At 61.4% G+C, this 17,153-nt stretch carries 22 protein-coding genes; 13 read left to right on the forward strand and 9 right to left on the reverse strand.

From position 1 onward, the window contains the following. The 3 genes from NKJ08_RS30825 to NKJ08_RS30835 form a co-directional block, all read right to left on the reverse strand. The coding region (locus NKJ08_RS30825; protein ID WP_352784893.1) for a hypothetical protein at positions 1 to 232 on the reverse strand (232 nt) is incomplete at its 3' end. 310 nt (positions 233 to 542) lie between these two features. Continuing rightward, positions 543 to 929: a type II toxin-antitoxin system VapC family toxin gene (locus NKJ08_RS30830; protein ID WP_352529619.1), complete on the reverse strand. Its 387-nt coding sequence runs from the start codon at positions 927 to 929 to the stop codon at positions 543 to 545. After that, complete coding sequence (locus NKJ08_RS30835) at positions 929 to 1,186, reverse strand: type II toxin-antitoxin system VapB family antitoxin (RefSeq protein ID WP_031195575.1); 258 nt, start codon at positions 1,184 to 1,186, stop codon at positions 929 to 931. The genes NKJ08_RS30830 and NKJ08_RS30835 overlap by 1 nt, the downstream gene beginning before the upstream one ends. A gap of 565 nt (positions 1,187 to 1,751) precedes the next feature. Here NKJ08_RS30835 and trbB point away from each other — a divergent pair. The 11 genes from trbB to NKJ08_RS30890 are packed head-to-tail and all read left to right on the forward strand — an operon-like array spanning position 1,752 to position 11,501. Next, positions 1,752 to 2,714: a P-type conjugative transfer ATPase TrbB gene (trbB, locus tag NKJ08_RS30840; protein WP_352529715.1), complete on the forward strand. Its 963-nt coding sequence runs from the start codon at positions 1,752 to 1,754 to the stop codon at positions 2,712 to 2,714. After that, the gene (locus NKJ08_RS30845; RefSeq protein ID WP_352529621.1) at positions 2,711 to 3,055 is read left to right on the forward strand and encodes a TrbC/VirB2 family type IV secretion system protein; all 345 of its coding nucleotides are present in this window, start codon (positions 2,711 to 2,713) and stop codon (positions 3,053 to 3,055) included. Before trbB ends, NKJ08_RS30845 begins: the two co-directional genes overlap by 4 nt. Continuing rightward, entirely contained in the window at positions 3,055 to 3,318 is a 264-nt protein-coding gene (locus tag NKJ08_RS30850; protein ID WP_352529623.1) for a VirB3 family type IV secretion system protein, read from the forward strand. The genes NKJ08_RS30845 and NKJ08_RS30850 overlap by 1 nt, the downstream gene beginning before the upstream one ends. An 11-nt stretch (positions 3,319 to 3,329) precedes the next feature. Next, on the forward strand, positions 3,330 to 5,837 hold the full coding sequence (gene trbE, locus NKJ08_RS30855) for a conjugal transfer protein TrbE (RefSeq protein WP_352529625.1): 2,508 nt from the start codon (positions 3,330 to 3,332) through the stop codon (positions 5,835 to 5,837). Beyond that, positions 5,834 to 6,583, forward strand: coding sequence for a P-type conjugative transfer protein TrbJ (trbJ, locus tag NKJ08_RS30860; RefSeq protein ID WP_502906364.1), 750 nt, complete (start codon positions 5,834 to 5,836; stop codon positions 6,581 to 6,583). Before trbE ends, trbJ begins: the two co-directional genes overlap by 4 nt. A 12-nt stretch (positions 6,584 to 6,595) precedes the next feature. Then, a complete protein-coding gene (gene trbK-alt / locus NKJ08_RS30865; RefSeq protein ID WP_352529627.1) occupies positions 6,596 to 6,964 on the forward strand; it encodes a putative entry exclusion protein TrbK-alt in 369 nt (122 codons plus the stop codon). Then, positions 6,961 to 8,331, forward strand: a complete 1,371-nt coding sequence (gene trbL / locus NKJ08_RS30870; RefSeq protein WP_352529629.1) for a P-type conjugative transfer protein TrbL — start codon at positions 6,961 to 6,963, stop codon at positions 8,329 to 8,331. The genes trbK-alt and trbL overlap by 4 nt, the downstream gene beginning before the upstream one ends. Next, the gene (gene trbF, locus NKJ08_RS30875) at positions 8,328 to 9,014 is read left to right on the forward strand and encodes a conjugal transfer protein TrbF (protein WP_352529631.1); all 687 of its coding nucleotides are present in this window, start codon (positions 8,328 to 8,330) and stop codon (positions 9,012 to 9,014) included. Before trbL ends, trbF begins: the two co-directional genes overlap by 4 nt. A gap of 38 nt (positions 9,015 to 9,052) precedes the next feature. After that, positions 9,053 to 10,075, forward strand: a complete 1,023-nt coding sequence (gene trbG / locus NKJ08_RS30880) for a P-type conjugative transfer protein TrbG (RefSeq protein WP_352529633.1) — start codon at positions 9,053 to 9,055, stop codon at positions 10,073 to 10,075. Continuing rightward, positions 10,072 to 11,277: a TraB/TrbI/VirB10 family type IV secretion system protein gene (locus tag NKJ08_RS30885; RefSeq protein WP_352784899.1), complete on the forward strand. Its 1,206-nt coding sequence runs from the start codon at positions 10,072 to 10,074 to the stop codon at positions 11,275 to 11,277. The genes trbG and NKJ08_RS30885 overlap by 4 nt, the downstream gene beginning before the upstream one ends. Beyond that, positions 11,274 to 11,501 carry a DUF2274 domain-containing protein gene (locus tag NKJ08_RS30890; protein WP_352529637.1) on the forward strand — a complete coding sequence of 76 codons (228 nt, stop codon included), beginning with the start codon at positions 11,274 to 11,276 and terminating at the stop codon, positions 11,499 to 11,501. Before NKJ08_RS30885 ends, NKJ08_RS30890 begins: the two co-directional genes overlap by 4 nt. A 40-nt stretch (positions 11,502 to 11,541) precedes the next feature. Here NKJ08_RS30890 and NKJ08_RS30895 read toward each other — a convergent pair whose 3' ends face one another. From NKJ08_RS30895 to NKJ08_RS30905, 3 genes are all read right to left on the reverse strand, one after another. Further along, on the reverse strand, positions 11,542 to 11,976 hold the full coding sequence (locus NKJ08_RS30895; protein ID WP_352529639.1) for a type II toxin-antitoxin system VapC family toxin: 435 nt from the start codon (positions 11,974 to 11,976) through the stop codon (positions 11,542 to 11,544). Next, on the reverse strand, positions 11,976 to 12,218 hold the full coding sequence (locus tag NKJ08_RS30900; RefSeq protein ID WP_352529641.1) for a type II toxin-antitoxin system Phd/YefM family antitoxin: 243 nt from the start codon (positions 12,216 to 12,218) through the stop codon (positions 11,976 to 11,978). The genes NKJ08_RS30895 and NKJ08_RS30900 overlap by 1 nt, the downstream gene beginning before the upstream one ends. A gap of 161 nt (positions 12,219 to 12,379) precedes the next feature. Continuing rightward, positions 12,380 to 12,634: a hypothetical protein gene (locus NKJ08_RS30905; RefSeq protein ID WP_352784903.1), complete on the reverse strand. Its 255-nt coding sequence runs from the start codon at positions 12,632 to 12,634 to the stop codon at positions 12,380 to 12,382. A gap of 274 nt (positions 12,635 to 12,908) precedes the next feature. On the opposite strand from NKJ08_RS30905, the gene NKJ08_RS30910 reads away from it, so the two are divergent. After that, positions 12,909 to 13,817 (forward strand): GHMP family kinase ATP-binding protein, encoded by a 909-nt coding sequence (locus NKJ08_RS30910; RefSeq protein WP_502896194.1) that lies wholly within the window; start codon positions 12,909 to 12,911, stop codon positions 13,815 to 13,817. Continuing rightward, on the forward strand, positions 13,814 to 14,869 hold the full coding sequence (locus tag NKJ08_RS30915) for a cysteine synthase family protein (RefSeq protein WP_352529647.1): 1,056 nt from the start codon (positions 13,814 to 13,816) through the stop codon (positions 14,867 to 14,869). Before NKJ08_RS30910 ends, NKJ08_RS30915 begins: the two co-directional genes overlap by 4 nt. Positions 14,870 to 14,908: 39 nt before the next feature. Here NKJ08_RS30915 and NKJ08_RS30920 read toward each other — a convergent pair whose 3' ends face one another. The 3 genes from NKJ08_RS30920 to NKJ08_RS30930 form a co-directional block, all read right to left on the reverse strand. Further along, on the reverse strand, positions 14,909 to 15,640 hold the full coding sequence (locus NKJ08_RS30920; RefSeq protein WP_352784906.1) for an amino acid ABC transporter ATP-binding protein: 732 nt from the start codon (positions 15,638 to 15,640) through the stop codon (positions 14,909 to 14,911). After that, positions 15,637 to 16,293 carry an amino acid ABC transporter permease gene (locus NKJ08_RS30925; RefSeq protein WP_352529651.1) on the reverse strand — a complete coding sequence of 219 codons (657 nt, stop codon included), beginning with the start codon at positions 16,291 to 16,293 and terminating at the stop codon, positions 15,637 to 15,639. The genes NKJ08_RS30920 and NKJ08_RS30925 overlap by 4 nt, the downstream gene beginning before the upstream one ends. A 113-nt stretch (positions 16,294 to 16,406) precedes the next feature. After that, positions 16,407 to 17,153 carry a substrate-binding periplasmic protein gene (locus tag NKJ08_RS30930; RefSeq protein ID WP_352529653.1) on the reverse strand — a complete coding sequence of 249 codons (747 nt, stop codon included), beginning with the start codon at positions 17,151 to 17,153 and terminating at the stop codon, positions 16,407 to 16,409.

Here is a 17,153-nt window from a genome sequence, read left to right on the forward strand (position 1 = left end):
TGACCCAATCTTCCGGGTCCTTTTCGACATTTGCCGATGCCTCGATTTTTGGGTTGTGCCGGTCGACCATGCTCAATCTCCCTTGATGATCACCAAAATGAGAAATGATCGTGATTTGTTCCGCCAATTTGGTAGGTGGGGTATTCGGCTTGCGCCCCTTCTTCAACGGTGATGCAAGAAGGTGCTGCGCTTCGAGCTGATGATAAAACGTGGTCTGTCCAAACAGCCACAAGCATCAGGAAGGAAGCGCAGCATGACCAAGGGCTGTTTTCGACGAGGCCCATCCTTTATTCGCGCGACCGGCGTCGCGGCCGTGAATGTCTGAGCACAAGTTGGCCGGCTGGATTGGCCTTCAACTTCCAACCGATCGAAGACGCGGCCCAGCAGCGCCAGGCCGGAGGGACGAAAGACGTCAGCTTGCTCTGCTTTGGGACCAACTGGCATGACACCCTTGATGCAGGACCAGCCGACAGAATCGAAACTAATTGGGCGCTATTACAGGGTTCAAGCTGGAGACAGCCGATGGCCTTAGAGTCTCGTGCTCATGCCGGTTCGATATCCGTTTGGGAGAAGTCCTTGCCGATGAAAAGCAGCGGTTCGTCTGCACGCTTTGCCAAAGCATAGGAGAGGCAATCGGCAAAATTCAGCGCCGCCGGGTGATGGCCCTTGCCGTAGGTCAGCCAACCCTGGGTCGCAAGATCAACCAATTCGGAGTCGACAGGAATGATGTCGGCCTCGACTTTGCGCAGCCAAAGATCGATCTCGGCCAACGCGTGTTCGCCGCGCCTGCTGACCAGCACCATGCGTGCCTCGAGCACGCAGGTTGCCGGGATCAGACGGATTGGGTCGGAGACCAGCGCTCGTTCCAGCCTTGCTGCCTCAGGCTCGCTCCGAAGGATCGCTACAACAGCTGAGGTATCGATCACCATCAGTTAGGGATTCCATGCTCGTCATACCCGATGATCTCCTCGTCGCTGCGACTATCCAGTTCAGGCAATCGTGCCACTCTTTCTCGGATGGCGCGCAATTCTGCCAGCAAACGCTCCTGAGCGGTCTCTCCAAAGCCCAAGCGGTGCAAGCGCTCGCTAAGGGCCTGATGAATGGCTGCTGTCTTACTGATACCCTGGCGGCGTGCGAGTTCATCGGCGAGAGCAACGGTGGCTGGATTTTTGATGTTCAGGGACACGACAAACTCCAAAAATCTACCTTTCTGGCAATTTCTACCACAGTTCTCTAGGCTCTTCAACATACCTGCCAGCCTCGCCTACACCCGCGCCGGATTGACCACGACAATCGCCAGGCCGACGCCTGCCAAGCGGCGACCGCCAGTCTCCCGAAGCTGCCTGTCGACTCCAATCCGACAACGGCCGGCGAGGAACTCTACCGGGCCGCAGTAAAGGGCGTTCCGGCAGCGGTCCATGGAGGGTGAAAGCAGTCCCTTCATCCTGTCAGACGCACCTAACGAGCCGCTGATCCTCCGTCGCGATGCCACCCCTTGAATATAGCCGCCTGCTGGAGCGGCGATGGCCAGTCAGGCACCGGGTTGCTGAGCTATCGCGGTCGCGGCACCGCATTTCGCAAGTCTCTGCACGTCATGCCACGATCGCCGGTTTTGCTTGTTGCAAGGCCGGCGCTCCTGCCTTTTCTAATTGTCCCCGACCGCGGCACGAACCAATTCGCGGTAAGAAACGGGGACCATCGTGGCGATCAACCATAATGGCAGCAAGAGAGCGGTATCGCGCGGCGCGCGTATGCTGCGCACCGCTCTCGGCCCGGCCATCGCAGGCTTTCTTGACGATCCGGCCATCGTCGAGGTGATGCTGAATCCTGATGGTCGCCTGTGGGTTGATCGTCTTAGCGAAGGACTAGTCGCAAGCAATGAAACCCTGATCGCGGCCGACGGCGAGCGGATCGTCAGGCTGGTCGCGCACCATGTCGGCGCGGAGGTGCATTCGGACTCGCCGCGTGTTTCGGCCGAACTGCCCGACACCGGCGAACGGTTCGAGGGTCTGTTGCCGCCTGTCGTTACGGCGCCAACCTTCGCCATCCGCAAGCCGGCAGTCGCGGTGTTTACGCTTCAAGACTATGTCGCTGCCGGCATCATGACCGAAGGCCAGGCTGACGTCCTGCAGCTTGCCGTGGGGACACGCAAGAACGTGCTGGTGGCCGGCGGCACGTCGACCGGCAAGACGACGCTGGTCAACGCGTTGCTGGCGGAGGTGGCCAGGACCGCCGAGCGCGTCGTGCTGATCGAGGATACGCGCGAGCTGCAGTGTGCAGCGCCCAATCTTGTGGCGCTGCGCACAAAGGATGGTGTCGCCTCGCTTTCCGATCTGGTGAAGTCGGCGTTGCGGCTTCGGCCCGACCGCATCCCCATCGGTGAGGTCCGTGGCGCAGAAGCGCTCGATCTGTTGAAGGCTTGGGGCACCGGCCATCCCGGCGGCATCGGCACGATTCACGCCAGTTCGGCCATTGGCGCACTGCGGCGGCTGGAGCAGCTCGTGCAGGAGGCCGTCGTTGCGGTTCCGCGCACGCTGATTGCCGAAACCATCGACCTGATTGCGGTCCTCGCTGGCCGCGGCTCTGCGCGCCGGCTTGTCGAGATCGCCTTGGTCGACGGGCTCGATCCGGCCACCGGCGACTACCGCACCCTCGAAGAATCTCGAGACCACATCGACCGCGAATTTCCACTCTCCCATGGAGCTTCAGAATGACCCCGATCCGCTTCACCTCATCGGCAATCCATAAACTTGCCGTGGAGCTGCCGTTGGCTGCGGCAGCTGCTACGATCATAACGATCACGCCTGCTCATGCTGCCGGCTCTTCCATGCCCTGGGAGGAGCCGCTTCAGCAAATCCTCGAATCGATCGAGGGGCCAGTCGCCAAGATCGTGGCGGTGATCATCATCATCGTCACCGGCCTTTCGCTCGCCTTCGGCGACACGTCGGGCGGATTTCGCCGGCTGATTCAGATCGTGTTCGGGCTGTCGATCGCTTTCGCGGCAAGTTCGTTCTTCCTGTCCTTCTTCTCCTTCGGCGGCGGAGCGCTGATCTGATGGAGGAGGAAGTCCGTGGCTTTTTCGCGCCGGTGCATCGCGCGCTCACCGAACCGATCCTGCTCGGCGGCGCGCCGCGTGCGGTCGCCATCGCCAACGGCACGCTGGCCGGCGCGGTCGGATTGGGACTTCGTTTGTGGATCGCTGGTCTCGTTATCTGGGCGATCGGACATATCGCAGCCGTCTGGGCGGCAAAGCGCGATGCACAGTTCGTCGACGTGGTTCGCCGGCACCTGCGCTATCCCGTGCATTTCGGCTGCTGAGGTTTTTCGCCATGATGAACCTCGCGGAATATCGAAAGAAGAGCGCCAGCCTCGTCGACTATCTGCCTTGGGCCGCCCTGGTGGCGCCGGGCGTGGTGCTCAACAAGGACGGCAGTTTTCAAAGAACGGCGCGTTTTCGCGGGCCGGACCTGGACTCCGCCACGCCGGCGGAGCTGGTCGGAACAACCGCACGGCTCAACGGCGCGCTGCGCCGGCTCGGCTCCGGCTGGGCAATTTTTGTCGAAGCGCAGCGCAATTCCGCCAGCGGCTACCCCGACAGCCGGTTCCCGGATTGCGCATCGGCGCTTCTCGAAATCGAGCGTCGCGAACAGTTCGAAGAGTCCGGCGTGCTGTTTGAAAGCAGCTACTTTCTTACCTTCGTGTGGCTGCCTCCGGCCGAGGAAGTGTCGCGAATGGAGAGCTGGCTCTACGAAGGCCGGGAAAAGACCGGTGTCGATCCGTGGGAGCTCCTGAAGAGTTTTGTCGATCGCACCGACCGCGTGCTCAACCTCATCGAAGGTTTCGTTCCCGAAGCTGACTGGCTCGATGATGGCGAGACGCTGAGTTACCTGCACTCCACCATTTCGACCAAGCGGCATCGCGTTCGTGTCCCAGAAACGCCGATACATCTCGATGGGCTATTGGTCGATCAGCCGTTGGCCGGCGGGTTAGAGCCGAGGCTTGGCGAAGCGCATCTGCGCACGCTCACCATCACCGGGTTCCCGACCATGACCTTCCCGGGGATTCTCGACGACCTCAATCGGCTTGCTTTCCCCTATCGCTGGTCGACGCGGGCGATCATGCTCGACAAGACCGACGCGACGAAGCTGGTGACGAAGATCCGTCGCCAGTGGTTCGCCAAACGCAAATCGATCGCCGCAATCTTGAAGGAGGTGATGACCAACGAGGCGTCAGTCCTCGTTGATACCGACGCGGCCAATAAGGCGGCCGATGCGGACGCGGCCCTGCAGGATCTCGGTTCAGATCAGATCGGCGAGGCTTACATCACCGCCACCACAACGGTTTGGGATGCCGATCCGTCAATCGCCGACGAAAAGCTGCGTCTGGTCGAAAAGGTCATTCTGGGCAGGGACTTCACTTGCATCGCCGAAGGCGTCAACGCCGTCGAGGCTTGGCTCGGCAGCATCCCTGGCCACGTCTACGCCAATGTCCGCCAGCCGCCGATCTCGACTCTGAACCTCGCCCACATGATTCCACTTTCGGCGGTCTGGGCTGGACCGACTGAGGACGAGCATTTTGGCGCACCGCCGCTTTTCTTCGCCAGAACGGAAGGCGCCACACCGTTCCGGTTCAGCCTTCACGTGGGCGATGTCGGCCACACCCTCGTCATCGGCCCGACCGGTGCCGGCAAGTCGGTCCTGTTGGCGATGATCGCCCTTCAGTTCCGGCGTTACGAGCACAGCCAGCTTTTTGCCTTCGACTTCGGCGGCTCAATCCGCGCGGCCATGCTCGCCATGGATGGCGATTGGCATGATCTCGGAAGCAATGCCGGAAGTGGGCAGGGGCCCGACGATCCGTTGCCCTTGCTCACTTTGGCCGATCTGTCGGGCGACGCTCACACCGTTTCGCTACAGCCGCTCGCCCGCATCCATCATACGCCAGAGCGAGCCTGGGCGGCCGACTGGCTTGTCGACATTCTTCTGCGCGAAGGCGTGCCCATCACACCGCTGGTCAAGGATCATCTGTGGTCGGCGCTGACGTCGCTGGCCTCTGCACCCGTCCAGGAGCGGACGCTGACTGGCTTGGCCGTGCTGCTGCAGTCGTCGCCGTTGAAACAGGCGCTCCGTCCTTATTGCATCGGTGGCCCCTATGGCGGGCTGCTCGATGCCGAGCACGAGCGGCTGGGCGAAGCTTCGGTCCAGGCGTTCGAAACCGAAGGCCTGATCGGCACCGGTGCTGCGCCCGCCGTGCTTGCCTATCTGTTCCACCGCATCGAGCAGAGGATGGACGGCCGGCCAACACTGCTGCTCATCGACGAGGGCTGGCTGGCGCTCGACGATGGCGGTTTCGCTGACCAGCTGCGCGAATGGTTGAAGACGCTTAGGAAGAAGAACGCCAGCGTCATCTTCGCCACCCAGTCGCTTTCGGACATCAACGGATCGCCAATCGCACCCGCCATCGTCGAAAGCTGCCCGACGCGGCTGTTCTTGCCGAACGAGCGCGCCATCGAGCTGCAGATCACCGAAATTTACCGACGCTTTGGTCTTAACGATCGCCAGATCGAGATCGTCGCCCGAGCGACACCGAAGCGCGACTATTACTGTCAGAGCCGCCGCGGCAACCGCCTGTTCGAGCTTGGCCTCGGTCCGATCGCGCTCGCGCTCTGCGCCGCGTCATCCAAGTCAGACCAGGCCGCGATCGACCGGATAGTCGCCGAGGCCGGCCGAGACCATTTCCTCGAGGCCTGGCTTACGAACCGCGGTCTCTCCTGGGCGGCAGACCTCATTCCCAATCTCACTGACGTGATCGACCAATCCACAAAGGAGCTTTCCTCATGAATTCCGTTCTTGCAGGTCGCCGTATCCGTCGCATGGCGGCAGCCGGCGCAATCGTCGTCGCGACGGCGCTGTCATCGGCACCAGCATCGGCACTGATCGTGTTCGACCCAAAGAACTACGCCGAGAACCTGCTTTCGGCATCGCGTGCCCTGGAGCAGATCCACAACCAGATCACCTCGCTTCAGAACGAAGCGCAGATGCTGATCAACCAGGCGAAGAATCTCACTTCGCTGCCGACCTCGCTGCTTGGCCAGATTGACGCCAATTTTTCCGAGATGAAGAGCCTGCTCGGCGAGGCCGACAAGCTGGCCTACAGCGTCCAGGACATCGAGAGCCAGTTTACCTCCGCTTACGAAAATTTCGGTTCGGATCTGTCGAGCCAGCAGCTTGTCGACGGCGCGCGTCAACGCTGGCAGACCTCGGTGTCGGCCTTCGAGCATTCGCTGAAAACCGGCGCCGTCGCGGTCGACAACATCGCGGGGACACAAGAGCAGACGAGTGCGCTGGTCGGTGCCAGCCAGTCCGCTGTCGGCGTGCTTCAGGCAACGCAGGCCGGCAACCAGCTCCTCGCCGTGCAAGCCAAGCAAGTTGCCGATCTCACTGCGATGCTGGCCGCACAAGGACGAGCCGAAGCCCTTGAGCAGGCGAGGCGGGCGGCCGCGCAGGAGCAGGCACGCGAACAGTTCAGCCGTTTCATGACGGGCAGCAGCTACAGCCCGTCATCCGTAAAAATGTTCCACGACTGAGGCGAGAGTCGCATGGATCTCAAGATCGCCGCCCGGATAACAGCCGTTCTTGCCCTTGGCGCCGCCATGACCGCCGCCTCCATGGCGCTGCGCGGCGACGGCTCGCAGGACGCGTCCTCCCCGCGCTCCGCACATCCGGGCGGCGAGCCGGCTGGGGTCGAGCTTGCGCGATGCCGGGCCATCGGCATGGCGGCCGTTGATGACAAAGCCTGCAGGAAAGCCTGGGCGCAAAGCCGCCGACGCTTCCTGCAACCATCCCGCCCCATCGCGCCAAACGCGGCTCCGTGGATCGAGAAGGACCAGAGCCGAATGCTGCCGCTCCAACCGCCAACTCCGCCTCGCGCGGAAGACCGGCCCCATCCCGAAGCGGTGGCGCCATGAACGACACCGGCGTGATCGATCGCTTCCTGGAGACCTTTACCCGCTATATCGACTCTGGCTTCGGGCTCCTCGGCGGCGAGGTGGCATTCCTCACCTCCACTCTGATCGTCATCGACATCACGATTGCCGGCCTGTTCTGGGCTTGGGGTGCGGATGAGGACGTCCTGCACCGACTGGTGAAAAAGACGCTCTATATCGGCTTCTTTGCCTTCATCATCGGCAACTTCAATCGTCTGGCCGGGGTCGTCTTCGAGAGCTTTTCCGGGCTCGGTCTGAAGGCGGGAGGTTCGGCACTTTCGGGCGCCGCACTGCTGCAGCCGGGCCGCGTCGCGCAGGTCGGCGTCGATGCCGGTAATCCAATCCTCGAAGCCGCCAGCCAGTTGATGGGCTACGTCTCGTTCTTCGAGAATTTTGTTCAGATTGCGGTCCTGATGATCGCCTGGGCGATCGTGCTGATTGCGTTCTTTGTTCTCGCCGTGCAGATCTTCGTCACGCTGGTCGAATTCAAGCTGACGACGCTTGCCGGCTTCGTGCTGATCCCTTTTGCGCTGTTCAACCGGACCGCCTTCCTCGCTGAAAAAGTGCTCGGCAACATCGTTGCCTCCGGCGTGAAAATCCTGGTGCTCGCCGTCATCGTCGGCATCGGCTCGGGCCTCTTCGGCGAGTTCACTCAAGGCTTTGGTGCCGAACAACCGACGATCACCGATGCGCTGTCGCTTGTCCTGGGCGCTCTCTCGCTAATGGGGCTGTCGATCTTCGGTCCCGGCATCGCGACGGGGCTGATTTCTGGTGCTCCGCAACTGGGCGCAGGTGCCGCCGTTGGCACGAGCCTCGCCGTTGGTGGCCTTGGCGTAGCCGGCGCGGTGGGCGCCCGCGCGGCAATAGGCGGCGCAGCAGGCGGGCTCAGTGCAGGCGGGCGCATGTCGGCAGCCGCCGCACGGGGTGGCGCGCATCTGGCCGGCAGCACTTCGGCCGCCTGGGAACTTGCCGCAGCCACATCTGGAAGAGGTGGCGCAGGCTCAATCGCCGCCGGCATGGCGGGTGTCGCAAGGGCTGGTGCCAGCGCTGCCGTTCAACCCGTCAAACAGGCAATGTCGCGCGCCGCGTCAGCCCTGTCCGATAGCTACGAGGCCGGCCGCTTGGCAGCTTGGGCTGCGACGAGTGGAGAGCGCTCGTCGGGAACGGCTTCCTCCGGTGACTGGCCGACCACCGAAACCAGTGCCGACTCCCCGCCCGCATGGGCAAAACGCATGAAGCGCGGCCAGGCTATGAGCCATGGCGCCAGCGTCGCCGCGCACTCGGTCCACTCCAGCGACGATGGCGGCGGCTCAATGAATGTTTCCCTCGACCAGGACGACCGCCAATGACCCCCTTTAGACGCCCTTTCGTTCGTTACGGAAAAACGCTTCACCCCGAGACGCCATATCAGCGTGCAGCCCAGATTTGGGACGAGCGCATCGGCTCGGCTCGCGTCCAGGCGAAAAACTGGCGGCTGATGGCCTTCGGCTCGCTCGTCTTGGCCGGCGGTTTTGCATCCGCATTGGTCTGGCAGTCGACGCGCGGCTCAGTGGTTCCCTGGGTGGTGGAGGTCGACAAGTTCGGCGAAGCGCAGGTTGTCGCTCCGGCCGTTGCCGACTATCGGCCGACCGATCCGCAGATCGCCTGGCATCTGGCCCGCTTCATCGAACAGGTCAGAAGCATTCCGGCCGACCCGGTCATCGTCCGCCAAAACTGGCTGCGCGCCTACGACTACACCACAGATCGCGGCGCCATTTCCCTCAATGATTACGCTCGCTTGAACGACCCTTTTGCCAAAGTGGGCAAACTCCAGATCGCCATTGAGGTTTCCAGCGTCATCCGTGCTTCGCCGGATTCCTTCCGCGTTGCCTGGGTCGAGCGCCGCTACGAGAATGGCAGCCTGGCCGGAACCGAGCGCTGGACCGCAATCCTCACAATCGTGATCCAGCCACCCCGCGACGCCGACCGGCTGAAAGCCAATCCCCTCGGCGTCTATGTCAACGCCATCAACTGGTCGAAGGAGCTTTCATGATGCGTGCGGCACGAACAAGAACATCGGCGAGACCGGCCATGCGCATTTCGCCCAAGGCGCGTATGCTTGCCCTGGCAATGCTGTCAGCAACGGCGCTCGCCGGCTGTGCGTCGAAGAAATACATTCCGCCGGAGATCAATTATGACGATGCGGCGCCTGCCGTGCGGAAGGTCGACCCGGCTGGTCCGGTGAGGGTGGTGGAAGTGCCGAAACTGCTTCCACTGCCTGGTCAGTTGAAACCGGTCGAGGCCACGAAGGTGAAGCCGGAGCCAGCCGATCCGACGCAGCGGATCAGCCAGGCCAATGAGGCCGCACGCATGCAGCCGGTTCGCGACGGTTTCGTCAATGCCATCCAGCTCTATCCCTGGAGTGAGGGCGCGCTCTACCAGATCTACGCCGCACCCGGCCAGGTCACCGACATCGCCTTGCAGCCCGGCGAGCAGCTTGTCGGCTCCGGGCCAGTCGCCGCCGGTGACACAGTGCGCTGGATCATCGGCGATACGCAAAGTGGGACAGGGGAGCGCCAGCAGGTCCACATTCTTGTGAAGCCGACACGGCCAGACCTCCAGACCAACCTCGTCATCAACAGCGACCGCCGCACCTATCATCTCGAGCTCCGCTCGACCGAAAAGACCTACATGGCCTCCGTCTCCTGGCAGTATCCGCAGGACCAGCTGATTGCGCTGCGGCGCCAGAATGCGCAGGCTTCCGCCGCAAAGCCGGTCGCGACCGGCGTCGACCTCCAGAAACTGAATTTCCGCTACCGCATCGAAGGCGATGCCGCCCCCTGGCGGCCGCTTCACGCCTTCGACGACGGTGCAAAGGTCTACATCGAGTTCCCATCGGGCATAGGGCAGGGGGAAATGCCGCCGCTGTTCGTGATCGGCCCTTCGGGTGGTTCGGAACTGGTCAACTACCGCGCTCGCCAGAATTATTACATCGTTGACCGGCTGTTCGCTGCCGCGGAATTGAGGCTCGGCGACAAGACAAGCGAAAAGCGTGTCCGCATCGTGCGGACGGACGCGAAACGACGCCAGCCTGGCGCGGGGCTGTTCCGATGACCGAACCTGCAAATGCACCCAACCAGGACATTCGAGCCGAACTGCGCCTGCGGCCTGAACCGGCTAGGGTCACGCGGTTGTCGCGCAAGGTGCTGATAGACGTTGGTGGCGTTGCCGGCGCTGCGATCCTCGGCACGTTGATTTGGGCGCTCGACACTAGACGGCGCGGCACCGAACAACCGCCCGAGCTCTTCACCACTGAAAACCGCTCCACCGCCGACGGGCTGCAGACCCTGCCGAAGGATTATGCCGGGATTCCGCAGCTCGGCCCCGCGCTGCCTGGCGACCTCGGCCGGCCGATCTTGCGTGCGCAGGAGCGCGGCCAGCCGACCGGGGCGCCGAACATCAGTGGACCGCGCGCCGATCCGGAAGAACAGCGCCGCCTGGCCGAGATCGAGGCTGCCCGCGTGGCAAAACTGTTCACCAATACCAACGCGCGGTCGCATCCGGTAAGACAGGATGCAAACACGGTCGCGAACACACTGTCCAGCCCGACACCGCCGATCGGGGAGCCACCGATCGATCCAGGCCCCGCTCAAAACATGCAGGACCGCAAGCTCGCTTTCATCAATGCCGGACCGGATCGCCGCACCGTCAGCCCCGATCGGCTCGCCGAGAAGGCCTCGCCCTATGTCGTGCAGGCTGGTAGCGTCATACCGGCAGCCCTCATCACCGGCATCCGTTCCGACCTGCCCGGCGAGATCACCGCTCAAGTCACCGAGAACGTCTACGACAGCCCGACGGGATCATACCTCTTGATCCCGCAGGGCGCGCGGCTGATCGGCCAGTATGACAGCCAGGTGGCCTTCGGTCAGTCGCGCCTGCTGCTGGTCTGGAACCGGCTGATCATGCCCAACGGCACCTCGATCGTGCTGGAGCGGCAGCAGGGCGCGGGCGCTGAAGGCTTTTCCGGGCTGGAGGACGAGGTCGACCATCATTGGGGCCAGATGTTCCGGGCCGCGGCGCTGTCGACGGTGCTCGGCATTGGAGCATCGCTTGGGTCCAACGGCGATGAGAGCGACATTGCCAAAGCCGTCCGCGAAAGCGCGCAGGATTCAGCCTCCAATATCGGCCAGCAGATCGTGCGCAATCAGCTCAACGTGCAGCCGACGCTCACGGTGCGGCCCGGTTTTCCGGTTCGCGTGATCGTCAATCGCGACCTTGTTCTTGTGCCGTACGGTGCTCAGAAGGATCCGTCATGACCAAGCTGAAACTCTCCGCCATTCCCGATGACCGTCCGGTCAAGATCACCGTCGAACTGCCCGGCGCCGTTCATCGCGATCTCGTTGCCTATGCTGAATTGCTCGGCCGTGAGAGCGGCCAGACGATCGCCGATCCAGCAAAGCTGATCGCACCAATGCTGGCACGATTCATGGCTACCGACCGGGCATTCAGCCGAATGCGTTTCGATACGAAGTCAGGGTAATCACAAAGGCAGCGAACCGGCGCGATCAAGGCAGCCTGTGTTAAACCCCGGTCGCCAGTAGCTGGGTAGGCACGCCGAGCACGGGGCCAGCTTCGGCGAGCCGACGGTCGAGCGTATGCACTGTGGCACCGTGTTCCGACGCGGTGGCGAGATGAAGTGCGTCGCCCGCGCGCAGCCCTAGAGCGTACTGATCGACGAACTTAGCCGCTGCCCGGAAATGCCCGCCCGTCACCGACAACACCGTGAAACTCTCCGCGACAAGCTTATTGAACATCGCCAGCGCCTTGGCACGTTGCGCCACCGTGATCTGGCCAGTCCGCAGCTTGATTGCCATGGCGGAGGACAATTCGGTGACGGTCCAGTCGCTTATCAGCAGCTGCGCCGGATCCTGCTCTGACAGCCAGGCCTGAGCTCGCGGGCTCGCGGCCTCGTTCGAAAGCGCCGCGACAATTATCGACGTATCGAGATAAACCATCAGTAACGATCGCCGTCCCGCATCGTCCGCACCAGATCGGCAGCGTCCTGTACCTGGGGCGTCATAGCTGTGCTCAGCGCCTGAAGCATTGCCCTATCGATCGGCTTTCGTGGTTTAGCCACGGTTGTAAGCCGTGCGACCAACTTGCCGCGTCGGGTGATGTCGACTGAATCGCCAGCTTCGACCCGGTCTATGAGTTCACTGAGATGTGCCTTGGCGTCAGCCAGATTGATCGCGTTCATGCCACGCCCCCGATCATGTAAGTCACGCTCCTGACCATGTAGATGGTCATATAGCGCATCGACTTTGGCAAATCCAGCCATCTTTATTCAGCATCTCGAAGGGCGCGAGCCGCGTGGAAGGCCGGCGACATGGTCGTGGTGCGCTCGACGATCTAGGAAACTCAGACAGGTGGATTCCCTTCCAAGAACCCGCCGTTCAAGATAATGGCCATCGACATCCACCAGTTCAGGGACGGCAAGATCGCCAAGACTTGGCATATTGAGGATTGGCTAGGAGTGTCTTTTTCCAAATGGGCGCATTTGACCGTCCGGCCCTCCTTCGCAAGAACGACAATGACGAAGACAGGTTCCAGCAGGAACTCTGGCCGGCCATTGATATCGATCGTTTCTTCGGACGCGTTGTGAAACGGCGACACTGGGCCGGGTCTCCAGGACTGGTGTCTGCCCCACCGATCCGAGGCTAGGGGCGAGTATTGCGCGTGACTGTTGAGCAAAGTGACGCAGCGAGCTGGCCGCGCCTTGGGGTACATGCGAACAGCACTACCAAGATTTGGCGAGTGACAGCCAGGATCAGTCGTACGCATCATCGTCCAACTCAAAGGGTGAGGAGATGATGCGGTGGTAAAAAGGAACACGCCGAGATCCGGCCACCAGACACACTCGAGCAAGATCAACGACGAGAATGTCGCGGTGCCTCTGTCCGTAGGAGTCGGTCGGGCGCACGCCCATCACGGGGAATTCCTCCAGGGCGTTTTTGAAGGGGAAAATGGACGGCTTTGTCGCGGCCTCGTCACGCTTCCGCTCACGGCGCAAGAGTCGTTAGCGACCTTCTGGCCACATGAACAAGAGGGCATTCGGCCGCGACCTGCAAACCGGACCAAAGCAGCGCGCGCCGCGGCCCTCACGCTCGAGCATATCGGAATAGCTGGGGGAGGGGGAGAATTGACGATCGAAAGCACTATACCGATAGGGCACGGCTACGGTTCCTCGACGGCAGACGTCATTGCGTCGATCCGCGCGGTCGCGGCTGCTGCGGGCCTCGTGCTGCGCCAGTCAACGGTTGCGCGACTGGCGGTTGCCGCGGAAAGCGCGAGCGATGCCATCGCGTACTGTGATCAAGCTCTGCTCTTCGCTCACCGGGAAGGCCGTACAATCGAATACTTCGGGGGCGAGTTCCCGCCCTTTGTGGTGGTGGGTTTCAGGGATGGCAGTGCCCCGCCCATCGATACGCTGGGCATGCAACGGGCACGCTACGATAGTGAGGAAATCGGGGTCTTCCGTGTTCTGCGCGGATTGGCGTACCGCTCAATCCAGCAACAAGATCCTCGCCTGCTGGGACGTGTCGCAACCATCAGCGCCAGTATAAGTCAGAGGCATCTGCCGAAGGCAGCTTTCAACACTGTTCTGGACATAGCCAGGGAGCATGACGCATGCGGCGTGCAAGTGGCCCACAGCGGCACATTGATCGGCATCCTCCTGGATGCTGCCGCACCGCGACCAGCCATGCGCGCCGTCGAACTCGCAAGGCAGTTGAGGGGCGCGGGCTTCAAAGATGTTCATACATTTGCCCTTAACGCCGAAACGAGAGTAATCCAGTGAGCGCAGGTGAAGACTACTTACGCGCCTATGAAACACCGCGATTTGCCCAGCTCGCGCCTAACCTCAACGCCGCCTGCTTTCCCCTCATGAAGCTGATGCCCGCCCGGTTCATGGTCGACCGTGCACAAGCATCAGGACGCCTTAAGCGCGGTGGGCACATCATTGAAACGACGTCGGGCACATTCGGCCTGGCCATCGCCATGCTAGCTGCCGCCCGTGGCTATGGGCTTACGCTCGTCACGGCCTCCAGCCTCATCGACCTGAAACTCAAGAGGCGGCTGGAACACCTCGGTGCCAAAGTGATGGCCATCGATGATCCTCAGGGAGACGGCAATCAGCGTGGTCGCCTTGAGTACCTTCAGAAGACCTTGCAAGATAGCCCGGACACGTATTGGCCACGACAGTACGACAGTCCGCAAAACCGCCTTGCCTACGCGCGCCTGGCGGATCTCGTTGTTCGCTCATTCGGCCGCGTCGATTGCCTCGTCGGCTGCGTCGGCACAGGGGGATCGTTGTGTGGAACCGGAGGTTTCCTTCGTGAGCTCTTTCCAGATCTCAGGATGATTGCTGTCGATACCCACAGAAGCATGCTCTTCGGCCAGCCTGTCGGAAGGCGCATGCTGCGCGGGCTCGGCAACAGTGTTTTGCCGGACAATGTTCGACATGAGATGATCGACGATATTCACTGGGTGGGCGCCTTACCGGCTTACGCCATGGCGCATGGGCTCTTTCGCGATCACGGGCTTTTCATGGGCCCGACCAGCGGCGCCGCTGCCCTGGTCGGCGCATGGTTCGCCAAGCAAAATCCCGAAGCCTCCACCGTCGTGATAATGCCAGATGAAGGGCATCGGCATTCGGATACAGTCTACAACCCGGATTGGCTCGCCGGCTTGAAGGACTGGCCAATTTCAATTCCCCTTGAGCCAACAGTTCTCAAGCAAATTCGCCCGGCCGAGGAAACGGCATGGACGAGGTTTCCTTGGGACCGTAGAACTCTAAACGCCGTTCTCGCACAGTTTGACGGCTCGTCCCCGGCGGAACGACAGGTCTAATTCAGAATTTTGACGCGACAAGGCAGCACCGGCCAAGAGTCAGACGGGGTACATCACCCGGTGAAGAAAATCCTTTGTGCGTTCGTGCTTCGGGTGTCGAAGGAGCTCCTTGGCCGGACCTTGCTCGACGATCCGGCCGCCGTCGAGAAAGAGGACACTATCGGAAACCTCCCGGGCGAACTGAATTTCATGCGTAACGACGAGCATGGTCATGTTCTCGTCTGCGAGCGCGCGCATTACCTGCAGGACCTCGCCGACCATTTCCGGATCAAGTGCGGAGGTCGGCTCGTCGAAAAGGATGGCCTGTGGGCGCATCGCCAGGGCGCGGGCGATGGCCACGCGCTGCTGCTGGCCGCCTGACAAGGACGCGGGATAGGCATTCGTCTTGTCGGCCAAGCCGACGCGGTTGAGCAGTGCCATTGCCCGCTCGCGGACCTGTTTCCTATTTTCCTTCAGCACGTATAGGGGCCCTTCCATGACATTTTCCAGGGCGGTGCGGTGCGGAAACAGGTTGAAGCGTTGGAAGACCATTGAGACGCGGGTGCAGATGGTATGAACCTGGGGCGAGGCGGCATCCACCACGGTGCCATCGATACTGATGCGACCGCGCTGATAGTTTTCAAGCCCGTTCACACAACGCAGAAGCGTCGATTTGCCGGAACCCGACGGCCCAATCAAACACACGACCTGTACCTTGACGATCTCGGCGTTGATCCCCTTGAGAACCTCGTGGACCCCGAAGGACTTGTGCACGTCGTCGAAGATGATCATCCTGCCGCCCCAAGATAGATTTCCACTTTACGCATAAGCAGATTCAGCGGAACCGTCAGGCACAGATAGAGCAGTGCCACCAGGGTAAATACTGTCATGTTGTCGAATGTGGAGGACGCAAGCATCTTGCCCTGCATGGTCAGCTCTTGAACCGAAATCACCGACACAAGCGAGGAGTCCTTTAGCAGCATGACCATATTGTTGGCGTAAGGTGGCAGGATAATCTTGAATGCCTGCGGCAGCACAACGCGACGCATCATCAACGGGCGCTTCATCCCGATCGATTTTGCCGCTTCGATCTGACCCTTATCGACCGCCTCGATGCCAGCCCGGAAAGTTTCCCCGAGATAGCAGGAGTGAGCCAGCCCCAGCCCGATCGTGCCAGCCTGAAGGGCAGTCAGGTTGATGCCGATATCGGGCGCGACAAAGTAAATATAGAAGAGAACGACGAGGAGCGGTATGCCGCGCACGAAGTCGACAAGGAGCCGTGTCGGCACTGCGAGAGAGCGAATCCCAGACGTTCTGAACAACGCCCAGACAAGACCGAGCGCGGTCGCAAGGCACAGCGCAAAAAGGGTTATCATGACGGTCAGCCAAACGCCGTTAAGAAGAAGCGGCAGATATTCCGTTGCGTGCGCGATGAATTTGGTCATGGCCGGCTGTTATTCCTCTTGGCACGTACCCTGGCCGACAAAGCCGGTCATTCCGACGCGATCCTATGGTCCTGCCAGCCGGCGCGCGTTTCGCGGTCCATGCGCGATGGCCTTCAGAGACCATATTTGGCAAATATTCTCCTGAGTTCGCCACTTTCTTTCAACTTCGCGATGGAAGCGTTCACCTTTTCGAGAAGCAGTGGGTTTTCCTTGGCAACCGCCAACGCGACCTCGCCTTTTTTCATCGGCTGATAGCCGTCGACGAGGCGAACACCCAGTTCGGGATTCTTTGACAGCTGGTACGCGACGATTGGGGCGTCACCAAAGCCGGCCTTGATGCGACCCAGGACCACATCACGCATCATATCAGCGATCGAGTCGTAGAGTTTGACTTGGCCGAATACGCCAAGACCTTCCAGAGCGTCAGCGTAGGTTGAGCCGATCTGCGCGCCGACAGTTTCACCCCTGAGCTCTTCGAGTGTGTAGTTTTTGCTGTCACCGGCAGCAACAAACATTGCCTCGCCGTAGGCGTAAACCGGCGTGCTGAAATCAATGACCTGCTTGCGCTTGTCCGTTATGAACATACTGGCGGAGATCAGATTGATTTTGTCGGTCGTCAATGCCGGGATAAGGGCGGGAAAGGCGTTTATTTGAAAATCGGCGGTCGTACCAAGGCTCGCGGCAATCGCACTTGCCAGATCGACCATCGCGCCTGTCGGCTTTTGGGTTGCGGTGTCGACAAACGTGAACGGCACCCCGGTTGGAGTAACGCCGACTCTGAGCGTTTCCTCGGCCATTGTCTGCGTTGCCATTCCGATACCGATAGCTGCAAGCCAGCCGATGAGCGTTTTGTGAAGCAT

Origin of the sequence: Mesorhizobium sp. M0244 (assembly GCF_040321795.1) — a bacterium.
GTDB lineage: Bacteria > Pseudomonadota > Alphaproteobacteria > Rhizobiales > Rhizobiaceae > Mesorhizobium.